Genomic DNA, 18,936 nt, shown 5'->3' on the forward strand with positions numbered 1-18,936 from the left:
CTACCCCTTAATCATCCAAAATATTAATGAAAAAACCACCATTGTTAAAAATGAAGCCAGATACATTAATTTTACCGTCCGTTTAATATCTTCACCTTCTACCGGTCGGATATCATCTCCAATGGTAGGCTTATAAACTGTCTTCTGAAAATAAGTATGGGTGCCCCCCAACTGAATATCCAGCGCCCCTGCCGTGGCAGCTTCCGGATAACCGCAATTGGGGCTGGTATGGTTCCTCCTGTCCCGCAGCAGGATTTTGAAACTGCCGCCCACATTAAAATTGAGAAATAAACTTGATAAACCTAAGAAAATTCCTGTGATCCGGGCCGGTATCCAATTGACCAAATCATCCAATTTAGCAGCAGTCCGCCCTAGATGAAGATATTTCTCATTTTTATAACCAATCATAGAATCCATGGTATTAATGGCTTTGTAAGCCATGGCCAGGGGAGCACCCCCTATCGCCATATAAAAAAGCGGGGCGATAATACCGTCCGCGGTGTTCTCCGCTACCGTTTCCACGGTAGCTTTAACCACTTCATCTTCCTCCAGTTCTCGGGTATCTCTGCCCACGATATAAGAAAGATTAATGCGCGCCTGGGGAAGATCCCCCTCCGCCAGAGCATGATAAACTCTCATACTTTCCACCCGAAGGGATTTGGTCGCCAAACAGGTCCACATCAAGAGAATGTTCACAAAATAAAACAGGTAAGGATGGATCTTTCCCGCTAAAAAAAGCACTCCCCAGGTTAAGGTAAAGGGAATCAGAACTGTGATCAGGGTGAGAAATGCGCCTCCTACCCTTAGAGCATGCTCCGTTTTGGCTTTTTTTCTGATCTGGTTTTCCAAAAAGGAAATTAATTTACCGATATAGATAACGGGATGGGGAAAACCCCGGGGATCTCCGATGATTAAATCCAAGAGATAGGCAGCCCATACATTAACCATCCAATCCGGCCTCAACAATGCGATAAATCTGATCCATATCCAGGCTTTCCCGTACCACATCGGCTAACTTGTCATATTGCTCATCCTTGTATTGCCAATAATCCTGCACCTTATTGGGTAAAGGAGCTAAATTCCTGGCATTACGCACTCGGTTCAAAAATTCCCGTGTAAAGGCAGAACTGTCGAAAACCCCATGAAAATAGGTGCCAAAAACCGTTTGATCACCACTGACCGCCCCGTCATATGACTGGAGACTTCTCTCTGACGGGGAGGTCACTTGAATCAGGGGCGATGTCCCTTCCAGAAGTACGGTTTCTCCCATGTGAATTTCATACCCTTTGACATGAGCATGGAATATTTGATCTTCTCCTTCGGAAAGGACGGTGGTTTTTTCTCCTCTGAAGGACGTCACGATATCTAATAAATCTAAACCCTTAATGCCATCCAAGGAAGATTCCACATGATCCGGATCAAGAATCTCTCGACCCAGGATCTGATAACCGCCGCAGATACCGAAGATAAAGCTGCCTTTTTCATGACTGTCTTGAATTTTTTTGGCCATGCCTGATTTCCACAGCATTTCCATATCCGCCACCGTACTCTTGGTACCGGGCAGCATGATCACATCCGGTCTGCCCAGATCATCTTCCAAACCAACAAAGCGTAAATGAACATCTTCATGGAGCTTTAAAACATTGAAATCGGTGAAATTAGAAATATGGGGTAGTTTAATCACCGCGATATCAATTTCCCCTTGCTGGTTGCTGCGAAACTTGTCCCAGTCAGTAACACTGTCCTCATCTTCCAAATTGAGATGGAAATAGGGTACCACGCCTAAAACAGGAAGATGGATAATATCCTCCAGCATCTCCAAGCCAGGCTGCAGAATATCCAAGCTTCCCCGGAATTTATTGATAATGACCCCTTTCACCAACTTTTTTTCATCCTCATCCAATAAAAGAAGAGTTCCCGCTAGTGACGCAAAAACACCGCCCCGGTCAATATCACCGGCCAACAGCACAGGCGCCTGAGCCATTTTAGCCATGCCCATATTGACGATGTCGTCCTGTTTTAAATTGATTTCAGCCGGACTCCCGGCACCTTCAATCACCACAATGTCGCTTTCATTGGCTAAGTCATCGTAAATCTCTTGCACCATGCTTTTCAGGCGGGGTTTAAATTCATAATACTCTATAGCATCCTTGGTATCAAACACCTTGCCCCGGATCACCACCTGGGAGCGGTGATCTGAGGTAGGTTTTAACAAGATGGGGTTCATCACCGCCCGGGGTGCTTTCCCCGCCGCTTCCGCCTGCATTACCTGAGCCCGTCCCATTTCATGGCCTTCTGCTGTTATGTAAGAATTATTCGACATATTTTGCGACTTAAAAGGGTTCACCCGATATCCATCCTGGGTAAAAATCCGGCACAAGGCCGTACATAAAAGGCTCTTTCCCACTGATGAACCCGTTCCCTGGATCATAATGCTTTTCTTTTTCATAAGCCACGTCCTTCTTCCTCTTCGATCCTTTGGTTAATCTTCTTGACAATCCCATATCCTTGTTCGATCTCCATCAAACTATAAGCATCATGGGCAAAGGTAAAGCGCCAATAGCTTTCATAGGGCATCTGCAAAAGAAGGCACATAATAATGCGCAGACAGCCCTGGTGGGTGACCAGAAGAACATTTTGTCCTGCACTGTTTTCTAAAATTTCATTAAGAGCTTCCTTAACCCGGTGGTACATAGTCAAAAAAGATTCCCCTGCCGGAGGAGCTGCTTTTTTCCAGTCATTTACCCAAAGCTCCCAGTTTTCCTGGTCATCCGCTTGAATGGTTTGATAATGTTTTCCTTCCCAAAAACCAAAATTTAATTCCTTAAGACGATCATCCAGGCGTACTTTCTCCCCAGATAAACCACTGACAAGCTCTGCAGTTTTCCGGGCTCTTTGCAAGGGGCTGGAAATTACCTTGTCAAAGTTAACATCCTTTAACATGGCTGCCACTTTGATGCCCTGCTCAACACCATGATCGCTTAATGCACAATCCGTCCACCCATAATAGACACCTTTAGTATTCAGCTCCGTCTCCCCGTGCCTCACCAGATAGAGAAGTGTCATTCCTGTCAGCTCCAATCGAAAGTAAAATCAAAATCTCCTCATGATGCCAAATACTCTTTTTATTTTAAGCGTAAGGGCAGTCCGCATACCGACAGATAAACCTCATCGGCTTGAGACGCCAAATATTGATTTACCCGCCCGGCAATATCACGAAAAATCCGGGCCACAGGATATTCAGGTACAATACCGCTGCCTAACTCATTGGTAACCATTACCACGGTGGCAGGAGAAGCATTAATGCCCGCCATGAGATCCGCTGCTTCTTTCATGATCATCTTTTCCGCTTTTTCCGCTCCATCTACAGAAATCTCTTCCTGCTGCATTTCCGGGACATCAAAAAGCAGATTCGTGACCATAATGGTGATACAATCCAGTAAGATCCCTTGATAACGATGACCCTGTTTTGAAATGATCTCCCCCAGGTTCTGGTATGCTTCAATCGTATCCCACTCCCCGGGCCGGGACTCCCGATGCTTTTTAACTCTTAATGCCATTTCTTCATCCGTTACCTTGGCCGTAGCCAGATAAAGCACCGATCCGGACAAATCCCGCATGAACTGTTCGGCAAACCGGCTCTTGCCGCTCCTTGCTCCCCCTGTAACTAAAATTGCTTTTCCCATTAGGTCTTCCTTTCGACATTGAAATAAAAAACCGCTGAAAATTAAAAAACCGCACAATCTGTGCGGGAAATAAAAACAAAAAAATATTTCATCCTCTCTCCCGAGGCAGAAAACATTTACAAGTACATGGCAGGTTTCCTGGCTCATGGATCATCTTACTTTCCAGCCTTCTCGGTTACCCAATGGCTTCATCGGAGTTCATACCCATTTCACAGTAACGGGGGCTGCAACGGTTTAAACCGTTTTCCCTTTTAACCCATTAACTGGGCACCAGATACTATTATTCTATTTTTTTGTACTTCATGCTTGCAGAAAATTTAAAATTTCTACAATTAAGTGTAACAAAATCACATAAGGGAGTCAAGCAAAAGTTACCGGTCTGTGTAGTTACCGGTCTGTAAAACCTACCCATCTTAGAGCTGACGCATAAAAAAGTGTATTAATCACTCGAAGCTTCAAGATCATTTTAAAAAAGAACTGCCCTAGTTTTTTGGAAATAATAAATAATCCATCAAAATCGTCCGTTCATGATGTCAAAGACGGCTTATAAGACATAGGCATAATACTGAAATTAGATTTCCTTGCCTTCTTTGCCTCGAATCATCCGACGAAGATAGCGCGGATCCCAGCATTCATCCATCTTGTATTTTTGCGTGCCATCCACAGCTACGAGATAACGTCTGTTACTTAATAGATGTGCGTCAGCCCTGTTTTGCAGGCTGAGAAGATTGGGTCAGGAGAAAAATGATAATATTCAAGCCAATCATGGCTGCAGCAACGGAGAACGTGACCGTAAACCCGAACTGGGCAGTTATAATCCCCATTAATGCTGAGCCTAAGGCAACACCCACATCCATGGCGGCAAACAAGGTGGCGTTCGCGGCACCGCGGCGATGGGATGGGGCTAAATCCATCACGATAAAGCTGATAATGGCAAATCCCGAAGCCGAGCCCATGCCATAAAGAAATCCCCCGAGCATGATCAAAGGAAGAGACTGGGCGTAAGCCAAAGATATAAAAGCGAACAGTTGCATGATTAATCCGGGGACAAAAACTTTCTTGACACCGAAGCGCTGCACCAGCTTTCCGGTAAAAAGTGATACAATAATGGTGGCACCGGCATAAACAGGGAAGAACATGCCGATATTTTCTATGCCGCGGGACAGGCCATATAAAGGAATAAAACTCCAGATCAGGGCAGCACAAAAAGCCATGAAAAACTGATATAGTGCGGGCTTTATGGCTGTCTTCTCAAAAATAATTTTGATATTAAATCCCTCAGACCTTGGAGCCGAAGAACCTAAAGAGAAAGTTTGTTTATGCTCATAGTTAAGCATAATTACTAAAATTATAGCCAGTAAGCTGATGGCGAAAGAAGTTCGGAAAGTAATTACATAGCCAAATCTATTGATCACCCCTAAGGCGACCATGGGTCCAAGGGCAATGGATAAATTTAGGGCATTACTGTAAAGGCTGATGCCCTCGGCAAGTTTGCTGCGAACTGTGACATCGGTGACCACAGTCGGGCCCGCTGTTGTTATGGAACTCACGGCGATCCCCTGAAAAATAGCCAGAGTCATGATCAAGGGAATCAAATTTACAAAGGAAAAAGATAAAGCGGCTATGGACATACAAACCGTTCCCAGGACTAAAATCCGCTTTCTACTTTTCTTATCCATCACATATCCCAGATAGGGGCGAAAAAAGAGGGCGGTGATGCTGACGACAGTCATAAAGATGCCGGCTGTGGATTCATCGCCTCCGATGCTAACTGTAAAAAGGGGTATGGCAGTGGTGTTAATATACTCGGCAAAGTAACAAAAAAGTGATACGAAAAGAACAATCACATAATATTTATTCCAAAGTTTGAGCTTCCCCTTCGTAGGTTTCATTAATACTATCTCTCCCTTAAATTAACCAAATATCAGCCGGGAGGTAGAGGCCCCTGCTGATATTTAATTTCCCTTTATATTAAACTTTCCGAAGATACCTTGAGGAAGTATCAAATGCTCCCTTGAGCCGTAATAATTACCCCCATGGTTGGCCATTATCCCAAAAGTCTAATAAGGGTCATCATATATATTTCTACAAATGACAGATACTCATCAATAAGCAACTTTTCATTTGCTTGGCAACACTCTCCAATGTCATCCCCAGGCCCAAAATTAGGCATGGTCATACCTGTAGCCTTTACAATATGATGTGCATCGCAGCTGCCATTTCGTTCATATAGCTCTGCAGGTTTATCCATTACATCCTCATATGCTGCACATGCGGCTTTAACAATCTCACTATTTGGGTCTAGTTCTAAGGTAGGAAACTCGCGTTCCACTTCATAGGTATAATCAAATTCGGGATCTTTCTCCTTGAGACCATCTAGTACACCAAGTATTTCATTATGCGCCCATTCCAAAGTTTGCCCTGGAATAATCCTAAAGTCAATAGAAAACCTACTCATAGCAGGATGGTTGTTAGTAGCTTCCCCTGAGTGTATTGATGAAACTGAAAGGCAAGAAGATGAATTAAATGGGGGATAATAAGACCCCCTTAACCGTGCGTCAAGTTTATAAAGCTCATTTATGGCAACTACTGATTTTTTTAGGGCATCAATTGAAGGATGAGGTATACTGCAATGTCCTGGAACAGATCTATATGTGACATAAGCACCAATCGAACCGCCTCCAGTTACTAGAACTTTCCCGCAAGTAACATCCATGCAAATACCAAAGTCACCATTTAATAAACCCTTTTCTAATAAATATTTGACTCCATATTTACTGCCATTTTCTTCATCACTAACACAGCTTAACAAAACACTGCCTTTAGGGTCAAACCCCATCTCTTTTAAGAGCTTTACTGCCATAATCGAAGCACAGAGGCCGCCTTTCATATCTGCCGTGCCACGTCCATATATATATCCATCTACAATTTTACCTGACCAAGGGCCATATAATCCTGGATCACCTTCTACCGGCGGAAAAACATCCATATGCCCGTTAAAAACAAAGCGCCGCCCAGATGTGCTTCCAAACCATTCTGCAATTATATTTGGGCGGTCTTTTTGGGCTTCATATACCTGGGGTTCCAGGCCAATCCGTTCAATCCATTTGACAATGACCTTACCCATTGCTAGTTCATCTCCAGTAACACTGGGAGTTTGCACACACTCTACCAGGAAATCAATAAGTTCTTGTTTATTTTCTTGTACAACCTGATGCACTTTTTGAGCGTTATACATTATTATCCTCCTTGCATTAGAATCATATTATGAGTTATATCAGATCTTTATCTTAATACAAATCAATTTAGAAAATCTTTGCCGATAAAAATTAAAAACCATGATCAATAACCGTCTTCTTTTGCCCATTTACCTGTTTTAATTAACATAAAGATACCAATTATCATAATTGGCCAACCAATAAGATTTACAAGAGATTGCAAAGTGCCCAATCCAGCCCCCACTGCAGTTAGGGTAAGAGGTATCACAGACAGAATCACACACCAGACCAGTCTCATAACAGGCGAAGGTTCCTCTTGTACATCAATTTTATCAATTGTGGCAGATGCAAGGGTCAAAGATGCTCCATCCATTGTTGTGGCTATGAACAGCACAAGCATAATGGCAAATGCAATTACACCAACAACCGTCCCCATCACTGTCTGTCCCAGAATACCAACAATAGCGGACTGGATTCCTTCTGAAGCTAGAGTACCGGCTACATCAAATTTACCTTCTAGCTGAAGTGACAAAGCGTTGCTTCCATTGATACCCATTAAAACAAAAAGGCCGGCAGCAACACCAAAAATGTTTCCTAAGATCATTTCTCTAAAGGTTCTGCCATAAGAAAGCTTTACAATGACAACTGAAGTCATGGCGACAAAACCCCACGCATAGCAGATAAAGAATATGGTCCAGTCTTGTGCAAAGCCCCCTCCGAAAACAGGATCCAAATTGAAAGACATACGAATGTAATTCTGGAGCATTAATCCGATTGCATTGGCCATATTATCGAGGATGAAGATTGTAGAACCACCAAACAAAATGATAGCCAGAAATATAAAGCCCCAGTAAACGTTGATTTCACTCAGCTTCTGCAATCCTTTTGAAATACCCAGGTAAGAACTAAAGGAAAATAATACAGCAATAAATAAAATAACTGCTATATTAATCAAACTGCTTTCCGGGAAACCGAACACTATGGACAAAGATCTGGATATATGGGGAATACCCAGTCCCAAAGTCGTGCTCAAGCTACCTAATACAGCTATAATGAAAATCAGGTTTATAACTTTTACCAGCACCTTACTATATTTCTTATCCTCACCAATCATGATCCCGCACATATCACCTAAACGCAGGGTATTGTGCTTTCTTATGTAGTAACAATAGCAGAACGGAATAGCCAGCAACATATTCAGCGTAGCAATACTGATACCCCAGTGGAACATATTGTATGCTGTCGACATTTCAGCTGCAGCCAAGCTGAATGCCTCCATACCGAAAGGGGGGGCACTGTAGTAATATGCCCATTCAACCATGGAGAAAACGACTGATCCTGCACCCATACCCGCACTAAACAGAATTATAATATATGTCCACATCGATATGGGAGCTTTGGCATTATCCCCGCCCATCCTAATGTTGCCCCGTTTTGAGAATGCCCAATACATGGATATTAGCAACATAACAGGTGGAAAACTCATAAACAGCCAGCCTGTCTTAGATACAAAATAATTTGATACGTTATTTAGAACAGAAGCGCTTTTCTCCGGATAGACTAAGAAAAAAACAGATGCTATTGCCACAAGTAATAAAGGGATAATAATCAATGTTTTATCGTATTTTTGTTTTTTATTATTCGGGTTTGTGTTTAATTTCACTTCCATAAATTACACCCTCTTTATAATTTTTTTGAGATTGTAATACTATTTTCCGATAATATTTTAAGTCAAATTACAATGTGCGAAATGAAATTCTAAAATACGAATTTGTCAATTTGTCTAAGTTTAAATTATTTAAATTTGCTCCCTCCATTAGATTTTATTATTATTTTGGTAAAGTGTAATTAAATACGCAGGAAATTTTCACCCCTTGTTTAATATGTGTTGCATCATATTTTTGAATATAACCCTTAATTAAAATTACTCAGTTCATACTACAATTTGCTCATTCTGCAAGAGAAACATGACAATAACTTTATGCATTGACTATCAGAATAAAGAAAATCACTGAAAACAATACGATAACCATTTAATTAATTCATGAATGAAATACACCTCCTTGTATAATGTGTTTAAGTTAATAAGGGCAACCATAAATTGTATCATCAATCATTTATGCCCCCTAATATTGGTTATATGTTAACATTTATGTTAGTAATAATATAATACTTTTATTGATATTACATTATAGTCCTTTGGCTATATAGACAAGGGAACAAGGTGTAGTGCGCTGAGATTTTACTTTCAAGACGAAACCTGAATATGAATTTTTTTATCGAACAATATGTGTATGTGGTAAAATACCAAATAAGAAGGTTGAAACAGATGAGGTTCTCTCGACTAACTTGATGCCATTGAATGCTTTGAGATTTTTAGACAGGAACTGAGTATTGGTGAATTTCTTGAAAAGCAGAAGGAACTCTATATGGATTTAGGAGCCACACCACTTACATCGTTATGAATAGGCGGTAATATAGACATATTAGAATTATTGTTTATTAGTGGGAGGATTATTTATGAATTTGCTGAGTTTTCGATATTTCAAAATATTAGCCCAATATGAAAATGTAACAAAGGCATCAAATTATTTAAGGATATCACAACCATCGTTAAGTAACATGCTTTTAAAGTTAGAAAATGAATTAGGTTACCAGCTTTTTGATAGAGTGGGAAAAAGGATCTCTATTAATGAAAATGGGAAAATATTTTTAAAATACGTTGATTCTATTTTTAAAGAATTAACTAACGCCCAAAATGAACTAGATGAATACAATAATAACTTTGGTTGGCAATTATCTCTCGCCACAAATAATTGTATTTTTACATCACTGTGGATGACAGATTTTTTATGTAAGAATCCTAATGTTAAAGTAAAAGAGCAAATTATCAGCGGAAAGGCAATGATGGATAGTCTTATATCAGGAGAACTCGATTTCACTATTACAAATTTTAAGATAGATAACGAATTACTAACTTCTCAATTAATTGGCATAAAGGAATACGTTATTATAGTTTCAAAAAATAATCCACTCAGTAATTATGATGCACTTAGCTTTTACGAATTATCACAAGAACCTTTTGTTGCTACGCCTTCTGAAGCTAGAATTTTGCGGTTTATTGATGATATTTCTAATAAAGCAAATATTATCCCTAAAATTATTTTCGAAGGCGAAACAATGCTCTTATTAGATGCCGCAAAAACCTTGAATGCACTTATGGTTCATGTAAACTTTTGTTTGCCAAATCCTTGCGAATTTCATGCGATAAATCTTACTGACAGTTTTGCGAAAATGGAAATTTATTTAACATGGAATGTTAATAGATATAAGAATAATGCTTGCCGAATGTTTTTATCGCATATGGAAAATTATTTTGGGTGATACAATTAAGGTGTACCGCAAACGAATCCGTCAGAACGTCATTTCCTCCAGTAATGCTTTAATTTTCAATCGTTTTCGTTTATTTTAGTGCTAATTCTTTCTTTGTTTTGTTGTATGATTATTTTGACTCATGGTAACTCCTTTGCAGGGACTCTTCTCTCCTATGGATAAATAAAAAAACAGTGTTCTCAACCATTAGTAAGCAGAGAACACTGTAATCAAATATTAATTAAATAAGGATACCACAAATTAGGCTTCCCACTTGCAATCCCCAGGTACTAAATTGGGGAAATGGGCCCGCACCCTGGCATCCAATTCCGCGGAAAATCTGGCCGGGTTTTCCTGGGCTAGAATCCTGTTGGCTTCTGCCATGGCACGATCCCGTGCATTTAGTTGACCGCTTACTAACCATTGGGACCTCATTTCCCGGTCGGCAACTTTTGGATAAAAAGCAACATCCCGCAGGTGTTCCATGGTGTGCATAGCCTCAATGTAAGAACCCCCCGGTCCAATTTCTTTGATCAAATCAAGACAAAGCTCTTCTTCACTAAATTGAATGCCCTTTTTCACTTGTTTTAACATCATCGCAATTTCATTATCCATAACAGCCTTGGCAAAATCAAAGGCCATCAAGCCACCCAGCAACCCTCCCATATTAAAGAGATCGGCGCCTGCCAGAAGGGCGGCGGTTGTATTCATGCCCGTCTCATATCCGGATTGGGCATCTGTGGTCTGAGCATTGGTCAGTCCGATGTAACCGCCGGAAGGAACATTGTAGAATCGAGCCATCATGGTATGACCCATTTGAAGGATACCGGTTTCTATCGCGCCGGAGGCATAGGCACCGCTGCGCAAATCTGCCACCGTACTTAATACGGCATAAATCATCGGGGCTCCAGGACGAATCATCTGAATCAGGCAAGACAAAGCGAGAAACTCAGCATTCCCCATGGTCAGTGAGCCCAGCAAACTCATGGGTGAGGTAAGTCCGGCATTAGGGACAATGGTCCCATAGACAGGAAGGCCTTTTTCCGTCAGGTAAATAATGGATTCCGTGGATTCCACATCAAAGGTGAGAGGCGAAACAACGGGACAATAATGGTGATTAATAAAAGGTCTTTCCATATAAGCGTCCTTACCGCCGGCAATGGTATAACCTAATTCAAGAACCTGCTCCAAATCCCGAATTGTCGGGGTATTGCTGCGCACCGGTTTTTTACAGTTTTTTAGCGCAGGATAAAAACGGGAAAGACTGATCTGATCTGCCGGTGCATCATCCGCCAAAACCGATATGGAGAAAACATCAAAGGCCGGGAGTTCATTGATAAGATGGGCAATATTCGCGATGTCGGTAGATGTACCTCGTCTTTCTTGTCCTGTTTTCGGATCAATCACGTTAGGAGCTGAACTGGCCGTCACTACCACAGGACCATGATGCGGTAAAATGCGGTCATATTGAGGATCCTGGGCGGTAAAGGTATAGGTGGGAACAAAAGATTGGCAGCATCCTTGCACTACTTTCGGCGGAAATTTCACTAAACCGGATTGCTCATTAACAATGCAGCCGTGTTTTTTGAAAATATTGCGTGCTTTTTCATTGTGTACCAAAAGGCCGACATTCTCCAAAATCTCCAAAGAAGCGTCATGGATTCTTTGTAATTGTGCAGGATTAAAAAATTTTGCAAATTCCATTATCATAACCTCTTCCTTTATCAAATTCCAAGACTCCCACTTCGATAAGCGGGAGTTTCTATTTTTACTTCAGATGGGGCAAATTCCCCATCTGAAGCCTCGTTGTTCAGCTTAAGCTGAACAGGTTCATTGCCATGATGCCGGCAAATATTTGAGCCTGCTTTTTCCATAATCGGTAATTTGATAATCGATGACCAATTCACCGGCGGAATCAAACTCAGCTTTAGTAGTCTCAATCATACCGACGGCCCGCAAAGAATCTAAATGATTGGAAAGCATCTTATTATTAAACTGTCCATCAGAGCCGTATTCTTCTTTTAAATCCTTCATCAGATTTAATACCGAAAAGGGAGACTTTGATTTTGATGCATAGTGAAGAATGCGGAATTTCAACGGTAATAAGTCTGCCATTATGATCGCCTCCTAATTTCTTAATTTTAACAGTTCTCTAGGATTAGCTACTACCAATATCGTACCGAAAGTAATAATGACAGCACCAATGATTGCCTGGGAAGTAACAGAATAGGTATATAGCCCCATTTTAGCAAATAACAGGCCAAAAGGAATACTCCAAAGAGCATAGGTAACGTTAAAAGCCATAGCCCGTCCTACCCCGGTCATATTCAGTGCCTTGTACCAGGCTACATAAGACAGTCCACCGGAGATCCCCGCAATGGCAACCCACATCATGGGCGTAAAAGCACCAATGGCACCGGCAAAGATCGTCCAGCCGCTTAATCCGGCCCCGGCCAGCATTCCGGCAATAGGAAGCACAATAATGAAAAGCATCACACCAGAAAACAGTTCCCTCATTCCTAAAGCAATATCAGAGTCTACCATATCCATACCGAAGGTGGATATAACGCCTTCAGAAGCCCAGCCGATCACAGGACATAAGGCAAAAGCAATGCCGAGATAAAAATAAGGATATGCTTCCAAACCGCCCTGGGGCGGAGTATAACCTACAATAAAGGCTCCAACCATACAACAAGCGATCCCGAACCAAACCCGGGGAGTAATTTTTTCTTTCAGAATCAACCAACCCAAAAGAGCTCCAACAGCAGGATACATCGCTGAAATAGCTAAAGCATAAGTCGCACCGCAGAGATTCACGGCAATGATATAGCCACCCATCCCGATAGGACCTCCAAAAATAGCCGCCAGTAAAACAATTTTACCAGGTCTTGTTTTCAGACTACGAAGATATTCTGCACCCCGGCCTGTGAAAATATTATAAAGTGCCACCCAACCACCGGCAAATAAATCATGCATTGCCGCCGTACATAAAGCACCCACAAGAATCAACCCTAAAGCGTAACTATCCAAATAAAAAGGAGCCATATAACCTGCAATGGTAATCAAAACACCTTGAAGCCCCCAAGTTGCCCCGGAAAGAATACCCCACCCGAGACCCTTTTTGGCAAATCTCAATTGATGCGCCTCAAGAGCTTGTTGAGGAGTTAATTTATTGCCTGCTGCCATAGTCTTACCCCTTTCTTAAAAGCACTATTTTTCTTTTTTTCTTATTTAAATTGAAGATGCAATTTCTGCCAGATCTGTCTGATGTTCTTCAATCCATTTCAGCATTTTTACCTGATGGGTGAGATATGCCAAATACTCATACTCATTAAGGTTTTCCTGATCTGCATAATAACTGGAGAGACACCAGTTAATTAAATAAGCATTAGCTGCTTCAATCATCAAGGGGAAATATTTCTTTTCTGTTTCATTAAAAGGTTCCAGTCCCCCCAATTCCTTAAGTTTATTTTGATAACCCTGTAAATAAATCTTACATTTGTCTAAGCGCAGATCTCCATCGGTGGATCCATCAGGAAGATCTTCCCAAGCACAACAAGAATAAACAATGGAAAAACAGACATCAAACAAGCGCAAATCAATTTTTGCCCAGTCAAAATCAAAGATGCCCACCGCTTGTCCATCCCGGAATTTCACATTACCCGGATGATAATCGGAATGAATGGGGTTAAAGACCATCTTGGCTACGTCTTCCTCAGGTACTCTGGTACGTTCAAGAACTGTTAAGATCTCGTCAAGATTTCTTAGATAAAAACCATGAAACTTATCGTTTAATCCGGTTTGGGCAAATTTTTTGAAAGTATCGGGCAGGATTTTAACAAAATCCAGGATCTTTGGTTCCACTCTTTCCCGGCCTTTGGGATCATAATTACGGGATGCATTGTGGAAGGTAGCCAAAACACCGGCAAAATTGGCGAACTCTTCATCCGTCAGATAAGGATCAATCCAAGTATATTTGTCTTCTCCTTCAAGGTAGTCATAAACAGCAAAATAGCGATATTCTGTCTTTCCTTTAAATTCTTCCGGCAATTTGATAAAGGTCTTGCCATCTTTGCTCCGAATCAAACCCGCCGCCACATCCAGACCATTAGCGATGGAAAAATCAATTAATGAATGCTCCAGCTCCATCTCTTTTTCCTGGATTCCTTTTTTGTACTTTCTGACAAAATAGTAGTACTCTTTGCCGTCCTTTTCCGTAAAGACCCCGAAACTGGTATTCACATATCCGCCAAAAATTTGATATACATCCTTCACTTTTCCCAAGTCATAAAACTCAAAAGCATCAATAATCTGATTTCTGGCCAGTGCCAGCTCCAATTTGCTTTTAAAATCTGCAGCAACTTCCATCAACTTTTCACTTTGGGTGTAAAGCGTAAATAATTCACTGGTGTTCAGGTTGGTTAATTGAAGCATACGGCTTGTATCCATTTTTTGCCTCCTGTTCCGCTTTTCGATTAACTGCCGGATCCGTTTAATATCACCGGATCTATAACAATCTATCCTCCTTTTTAGTTCACTTTTCTTAACTTAAAAACAGTATTGTAAGACTATTTTATTAATTAACTTATAGCAAAAATCATGCCATAGCTATTTAAAAAAAAAACGGGTAAATAGCAAGGATTTCAACATTCATGTCATAATAACACAAGTCACTTTTGACTTCTTTGAGTCACCGGCTACTTAATAAAGCCTTGATAATGATCCGCTTTTGACTTTTTCAAAGCATCATTCTTTACCTTAGACCTAAAAAAGTTTATAATATACTTATTACTAATATTTATTAGCATGATGATCTAGATTTCTATTTGGAAAAGAAACTGGAGGTAAAAGAATGTCCCAACATCATAAAAACCCTATTACAGAACTGGACTACGATACACTAAAAAAAATTCTGGATAATTCTTTTGATGAAATCTATGTCACCAACGCGGAAGGCATTGTTGTCTATGTTAATAAGGCTGTAGAAAAACATTGTGGAGTTAAGGCAGAAAATATCATCGGCAAGAGTTCCAATGAAATATCTGCCCAGAATCTTTGGGGTCCCCGGGTCAGCCCCATCGCCATCAAAAGGAAAAGAAGCTTTACTTTGGAACAAAAAACCTGTACCGGGAAAACTTTACTCAACACCGCCAATCCTATCTGGGATCAAGATGGCAATTTGGAATTGGTGATCGAAAATTCCCGGGATATTACAGAAACGGAAGGCATTAAATTTGAGCTGGAAAACAGCATGCGCATGTTAGATCATTACAAACTGGAAATGGAAAAGCTCAGGAAAAAAGAATTGCGCCACCCCGGTTTTATTTGCAAGAGTAAAAAAATGACCGATCTCTTAGAAATAGCCCATAGGATTGCCGCTGTTGATTCTACCGTACTATTGCTGGGGGAATCAGGAACCGGGAAAGGGATTATTGCGAAGTATATTCACAGCAAAAGCCCCCGGAAAAAAGGTCCTTTTATTCCCATTAATTGTGCATCTATACCCACTGAACTAATGGAATCTGAATTATTCGGTTATGCTAAGGGCGCCTTCACCGGGGCCAATGAAAAAGGTAAAATCGGTTTAATTGATCTTGCCGATGAGGGAACATTATTTTTGGATGAGATTGGCGAACTGCCCTTGAATATGCAAGCCAAACTATTGCAGGTACTTCAAGATAATAAGTATTTTAAGGTTGGCGGACGAGAAGTGCAAACGGCTAACTGCCGCATTATTGCGGCAACAAACCGTAATCTGAAAGAAATGGTAGAAAAGGACGCCTTTCGGGAGGACCTTTATTATCGCTTGAATATTTTTGAAATTGAAATTCCCCCTTTGAGAGAGAGGCCGGAAGAAATTATCCCCTTCGTCCATTTTTTCCTGGATAAATTTAATAATAAATACAAAGTGTCCCATACAATCTCCCAGAATGCCTTAGATGTTTTCTCTAAATATTCCTGGCCGGGTAATGTAAGGGAACTGGAAAATACCATTGAACGAATCGTGGTCGTCAACCCGGAAACAATCATCGAAGATCACCACTTACCGAAGCATTTTCATGAAGATGCAGCAGTGCCCAGTAATGCTAATACAACACCTGATAAACAAATCCCATTGGATGAAGCAATTAATGAAATGGAAAAAAATATTATTGTCAAAGCATATAAAGAATTAGGCAGTTCTTATGAAGTCGCCCGGGTATTAAGAACCAGTCAGAGTAAAGCCAGCAGATTAATTCGCAAATATTGTCAGCAAGATGATGTTGTAAATAAGAGTGTCTAAAAAATACCAATATAATAAAGAACCAGGATCTGACACCTATCAGATCCCGGTTCTTTATCTTTTAAATTTATTTCTTGAAAGCCTTTCTGGAAGCTTCTTTTTCTTTGGCTTTAATTTCCGTCGTCTCGGCTTCAGCTTCAGCAACAATGTCTTTCAATTGTTTTTGAATGTTCTCCGGCAGAGGAGTGGGCTTGAAATTTTCAATAATTTCAAGAGCCTTCTCATAGGACTTTTCAACAATATCCTTGCTGCCGGCTGCCGTCCAACCGTCACGATTATGGCGGTCTGCTAACGTCGGTGCAGAGAGTTTGCGGAAATTATTGAAGGTATGCTCATGGCTGATGAATTCACCGCCGGGTCCTACCGACTTGATGACTTCTAACGCCATTTCCTCATCATTCATTGGAATACCTTTTACGCATTGGAGGATCTGCTTCACCATTTCGTTCTGCATCACCAGCATTGCATAGTCGATGGTCAAACCGCCTTCAAGCAAACCCAGACCGTATATCATGTTAGCACCTGCTAACGCTGGTAACATCGCGGTCATGCAAAACTCAAAGGCAGATTGAGGATCAGGAACCTTGCTGTCAGTCTACCCACCGGCTACCCAGACCGGAACCTGATAAAATTGAGCCATTTTAGCGCAAGCAGCACTAAAAAGAGCTAATTCCGGTGTTCCTACGCATGCTTGGGTTGTTCTAAGATCCATCATCGTGGTAGAAGTACCATAGACTAAGGTGGATCCCCGCTTCACCAATTGACCCAGGACAAACATGCTCAGCATTTCTGCATTATGGGTTACCAAAGTGCTGGCTAAGTTCACACAGGTGGTGCCGCCGCAAAGCCCCATGGAGTTAATTTTTGCCGGTACACCCAACCGAATGGCTTGAATTAAAGTATCAGTTGCGCCCTTAGAATGAACCAGGGGGCTAACCGGGTCTGTACTCTGGGAGAATAAAGGTCTTGCTCGGAACTTATCTTCACCGCCGGCAACCACATAACCCATTTTTGCGACAGCACGCATATTTTCCGGGCGAATCATGCCAATATAAGCGTGCTTGGTGCAATTATTATAGAAAGAATCCGCAATATGCACCTGAGCAACATCAGGGTCTACCTCTGAAGGCGCCAGGGCTCTTTCGAAAATGATGATTTCATCCAGGTATTCACAGACCTTGGTAACATTATCCACGTCTGCTCTCTTCGCTTTGCGAAGTTCCTTGGTATAGGGGTCAATCATTTGCACCGCTTCCCCAAAGTTGACAAAGCCAGGTCTGTTGTGTTCATTGATCCAGTCATTTTCCGGATTTCTTCCGCATGCTCTAAAAGTCTTAGGGATGGAACGCAATGCATCTTCTACCAAATAGGCAGGAATTTTTACGATATTCTTTTCTTTGTCGATGGTGCAGCCTGCCCCATCAAAAATTTCAATGGCTTCTTCACTTTCGACCTTACAACCGACATCCCACAATACATCCAATGTCGCCAGGTGAATCTCATAAAGTTCATCTTCAGTGAACATATTTAATCCAATTCCTTCTAAACGACGGGAACCGGCGTGGATTCCTCTCATAGTCATAATTATCTCTCCCAGTTTGTGATTTTTATTTCTAAAATGATGTGTTCATAATAAACCGTTGCTATGAGCGGTTAAATAATTCATGCAGAATTGATCCTGACCTAAAAGTGCTTGGGAGGCATAAACAACCAAATATTAGGCCATCAATTTGCCGCAAAGATCTGTTGCGGAGGCAGCATCGGGAGCGAAACCATCAGCACCGATTTCATCAGCAAAGTCTTGGGAAATAGGTGCGCCGCCAATGATACATTTTACTTTGAGGCCTTCTTCTTTTACTAATTCAATAGTATCCTTCATGTGTAGCATGGTGGTGGTGAGAAGAGCGGACATGGCAATAATATCTGTGTTATATTCTTTGGCACCTTCTACGAATTTTTCTGGAGAAATGTCAATACCTAAATTGATTACTTTGAATCCGCCGCTTTCCAGCATCATGGCGACCAAGTTTTTCCCGATGTCATGCAGGTCACCTTTGACGGTTCCGATAATAACGGTACCTTTATTGGGCATATCTGATTCAGCGATTAAAGGTTTAACAAGTTCAATACCGGAGGACATGGATTTAGCGGACATGAGAACTTCAGGAACAAACATTTCTCCGTTTTTGAAACGAGCTCCTACCACGTTCATCCCGGCGATTAAACCTTGGTTGATAATTTCAAGAGGGTCAGTACCTGCATCAATTAATGCTTGAGTTTGTTCTTTTACCTGCGCTTCTTTACCTGAAATTACACTTTGGGATAAGGATTCAAAATTTGCCATAATTATAATCTCCTTTTATTTTTAGTTTTTTTC

At 41.2% G+C, this 18,936-nt stretch carries 14 protein-coding genes, 1 pseudogene and 1 riboswitch; of the genes and pseudogenes, 2 read left to right on the plus strand and 13 right to left on the minus strand.

The window, feature by feature from the left end:
- The 7 genes from cbiB to CEQ75_RS17705 all read right to left on the minus strand — a co-directional run bounded on the left by cbiB (position 1) and on the right by CEQ75_RS17705 (position 8,573).
- A complete protein-coding gene (cbiB, locus tag CEQ75_RS17675; protein ID WP_089612340.1) occupies positions 1–948 on the minus strand; it encodes an adenosylcobinamide-phosphate synthase CbiB in 948 nt (315 codons plus the stop codon).
- Complete coding sequence (locus CEQ75_RS17680) at positions 941–2,449, minus strand: cobyric acid synthase (RefSeq protein WP_089612341.1); 1,509 nt, start codon at positions 2,447–2,449, stop codon at positions 941–943. Before CEQ75_RS17680 ends, cbiB begins: the two co-directional genes overlap by 8 nt.
- Positions 2,446–3,066, minus strand: coding sequence for an alpha-ribazole phosphatase (cobC, locus tag CEQ75_RS17685; protein ID WP_089612342.1), 621 nt, complete (start codon positions 3,064–3,066; stop codon positions 2,446–2,448). The genes CEQ75_RS17680 and cobC overlap by 4 nt, the downstream gene beginning before the upstream one ends.
- Before the next feature lie 59 nt (positions 3,067–3,125).
- Positions 3,126–3,686, minus strand: a complete 561-nt coding sequence (gene cobU / locus CEQ75_RS17690) for a bifunctional adenosylcobinamide kinase/adenosylcobinamide-phosphate guanylyltransferase (RefSeq protein ID WP_089612696.1) — start codon at positions 3,684–3,686, stop codon at positions 3,126–3,128.
- Between the two features lie 111 nt (positions 3,687–3,797).
- Positions 3,798–3,976, minus strand: a riboswitch (cobalamin riboswitch).
- 411 nt (positions 3,977–4,387) lie between these two features.
- Entirely contained in the window at positions 4,388–5,578 is a 1,191-nt protein-coding gene (locus CEQ75_RS17695; RefSeq protein ID WP_089612343.1) for an MFS transporter, read from the minus strand.
- 155 nt (positions 5,579–5,733) lie between these two features.
- Positions 5,734–6,924, minus strand: a complete 1,191-nt coding sequence (locus CEQ75_RS17700; protein WP_089612344.1) for a M20 family metallopeptidase — start codon at positions 6,922–6,924, stop codon at positions 5,734–5,736.
- A 104-nt stretch (positions 6,925–7,028) separates the two neighbouring features.
- Complete coding sequence (locus CEQ75_RS17705; RefSeq protein WP_089612345.1) at positions 7,029–8,573, minus strand: BCCT family transporter; 1,545 nt, start codon at positions 8,571–8,573, stop codon at positions 7,029–7,031.
- An 851-nt stretch (positions 8,574–9,424) separates the two neighbouring features.
- Between CEQ75_RS17705 and CEQ75_RS17710 the strand changes: the two genes are divergently transcribed.
- Positions 9,425–10,288 carry a LysR family transcriptional regulator gene (locus tag CEQ75_RS17710; RefSeq protein ID WP_089612346.1) on the plus strand — a complete coding sequence of 288 codons (864 nt, stop codon included), beginning with the start codon at positions 9,425–9,427 and terminating at the stop codon, positions 10,286–10,288.
- Between the two features lie 249 nt (positions 10,289–10,537).
- Here CEQ75_RS17710 and CEQ75_RS17715 read toward each other — a convergent pair whose 3' ends face one another.
- The 4 genes from CEQ75_RS17715 to CEQ75_RS17730 form a co-directional block, all read right to left on the minus strand.
- Entirely contained in the window at positions 10,538–12,004 is a 1,467-nt protein-coding gene (locus CEQ75_RS17715; protein ID WP_257912348.1) for a trimethylamine methyltransferase family protein, read from the minus strand.
- 102 nt (positions 12,005–12,106) lie between these two features.
- Entirely contained in the window at positions 12,107–12,391 is a 285-nt protein-coding gene (locus tag CEQ75_RS17720) for a DNA-binding protein (RefSeq protein WP_089612347.1), read from the minus strand.
- A gap of 12 nt (positions 12,392–12,403) precedes the next feature.
- The gene (locus tag CEQ75_RS17725; protein ID WP_089612348.1) at positions 12,404–13,462 is read right to left on the minus strand and encodes a DMT family transporter; all 1,059 of its coding nucleotides are present in this window, start codon (positions 13,460–13,462) and stop codon (positions 12,404–12,406) included.
- A 45-nt stretch (positions 13,463–13,507) separates the two neighbouring features.
- Positions 13,508–14,725 carry a phosphotransferase gene (locus CEQ75_RS17730; RefSeq protein WP_089612349.1) on the minus strand — a complete coding sequence of 406 codons (1,218 nt, stop codon included), beginning with the start codon at positions 14,723–14,725 and terminating at the stop codon, positions 13,508–13,510.
- 403 nt (positions 14,726–15,128) lie between these two features.
- On the opposite strand from CEQ75_RS17730, the gene CEQ75_RS17735 reads away from it, so the two are divergent.
- Entirely contained in the window at positions 15,129–16,559 is a 1,431-nt protein-coding gene (locus CEQ75_RS17735; protein WP_089612350.1) for a sigma-54 interaction domain-containing protein, read from the plus strand.
- A 67-nt stretch (positions 16,560–16,626) separates the two neighbouring features.
- Here CEQ75_RS17735 and mttB read toward each other — a convergent pair.
- Together mttB and CEQ75_RS17750 are read right to left on the minus strand one after the other, a co-directional pair.
- Positions 16,627–18,141, minus strand: a pseudogene (gene mttB / locus CEQ75_RS19125) ([trimethylamine--corrinoid protein] Co-methyltransferase).
- 135 nt (positions 18,142–18,276) lie between these two features.
- Positions 18,277–18,903, minus strand: a complete 627-nt coding sequence (locus CEQ75_RS17750) for a cobalamin B12-binding domain-containing protein (protein WP_089612353.1) — start codon at positions 18,901–18,903, stop codon at positions 18,277–18,279.
- Positions 18,904–18,936: the final 33 nt, after the last annotated feature.

Origin of the sequence: Dehalobacterium formicoaceticum, from assembly GCF_002224645.1 — a bacterium.
GTDB classification, from domain to species: Bacteria; Bacillota; Dehalobacteriia; order Dehalobacteriales; family Dehalobacteriaceae; genus Dehalobacterium; species Dehalobacterium formicoaceticum.

Coding starts and splice junctions, on each gene's coding strand:
- cbiB (WP_089612340.1), bottom strand. CDS start 948: ATGGTTAATGTATGGGCTGCCTATCTCTTGGATTTAATCATCGGAGAT.
- CEQ75_RS17680 (WP_089612341.1), bottom strand. CDS start 2,449: ATGAAAAAGAAAAGCATTATGATCCAGGGAACGGGTTCATCAGTGGGA.
- cobC (WP_089612342.1), bottom strand. CDS start 3,066: ATGACACTTCTCTATCTGGTGAGGCACGGGGAGACGGAGCTGAATACT.
- cobU (WP_089612696.1), bottom strand. CDS start 3,686: ATGGGAAAAGCAATTTTAGTTACAGGGGGAGCAAGGAGCGGCAAGAGC.
- CEQ75_RS17695 (WP_089612343.1), bottom strand. CDS start 5,578: ATGAAACCTACGAAGGGGAAGCTCAAACTTTGGAATAAATATTATGTG.
- CEQ75_RS17700 (WP_089612344.1), bottom strand. CDS start 6,924: ATGTATAACGCTCAAAAAGTGCATCAGGTTGTACAAGAAAATAAACAA.
- CEQ75_RS17705 (WP_089612345.1), bottom strand. CDS start 8,573: ATGGAAGTGAAATTAAACACAAACCCGAATAATAAAAAACAAAAATAC.
- CEQ75_RS17710 (WP_089612346.1), top strand. CDS start 9,425: ATGAATTTGCTGAGTTTTCGATATTTCAAAATATTAGCCCAATATGAA.
- CEQ75_RS17720 (WP_089612347.1), bottom strand. CDS start 12,391: ATGGCAGACTTATTACCGTTGAAATTCCGCATTCTTCACTATGCATCA.
- CEQ75_RS17725 (WP_089612348.1), bottom strand. CDS start 13,462: ATGGCAGCAGGCAATAAATTAACTCCTCAACAAGCTCTTGAGGCGCAT.
- CEQ75_RS17730 (WP_089612349.1), bottom strand. CDS start 14,725: ATGGATACAAGCCGTATGCTTCAATTAACCAACCTGAACACCAGTGAA.
- CEQ75_RS17735 (WP_089612350.1), top strand. CDS start 15,129: ATGTCCCAACATCATAAAAACCCTATTACAGAACTGGACTACGATACA.
- CEQ75_RS17750 (WP_089612353.1), bottom strand. CDS start 18,903: ATGGCAAATTTTGAATCCTTATCCCAAAGTGTAATTTCAGGTAAAGAA.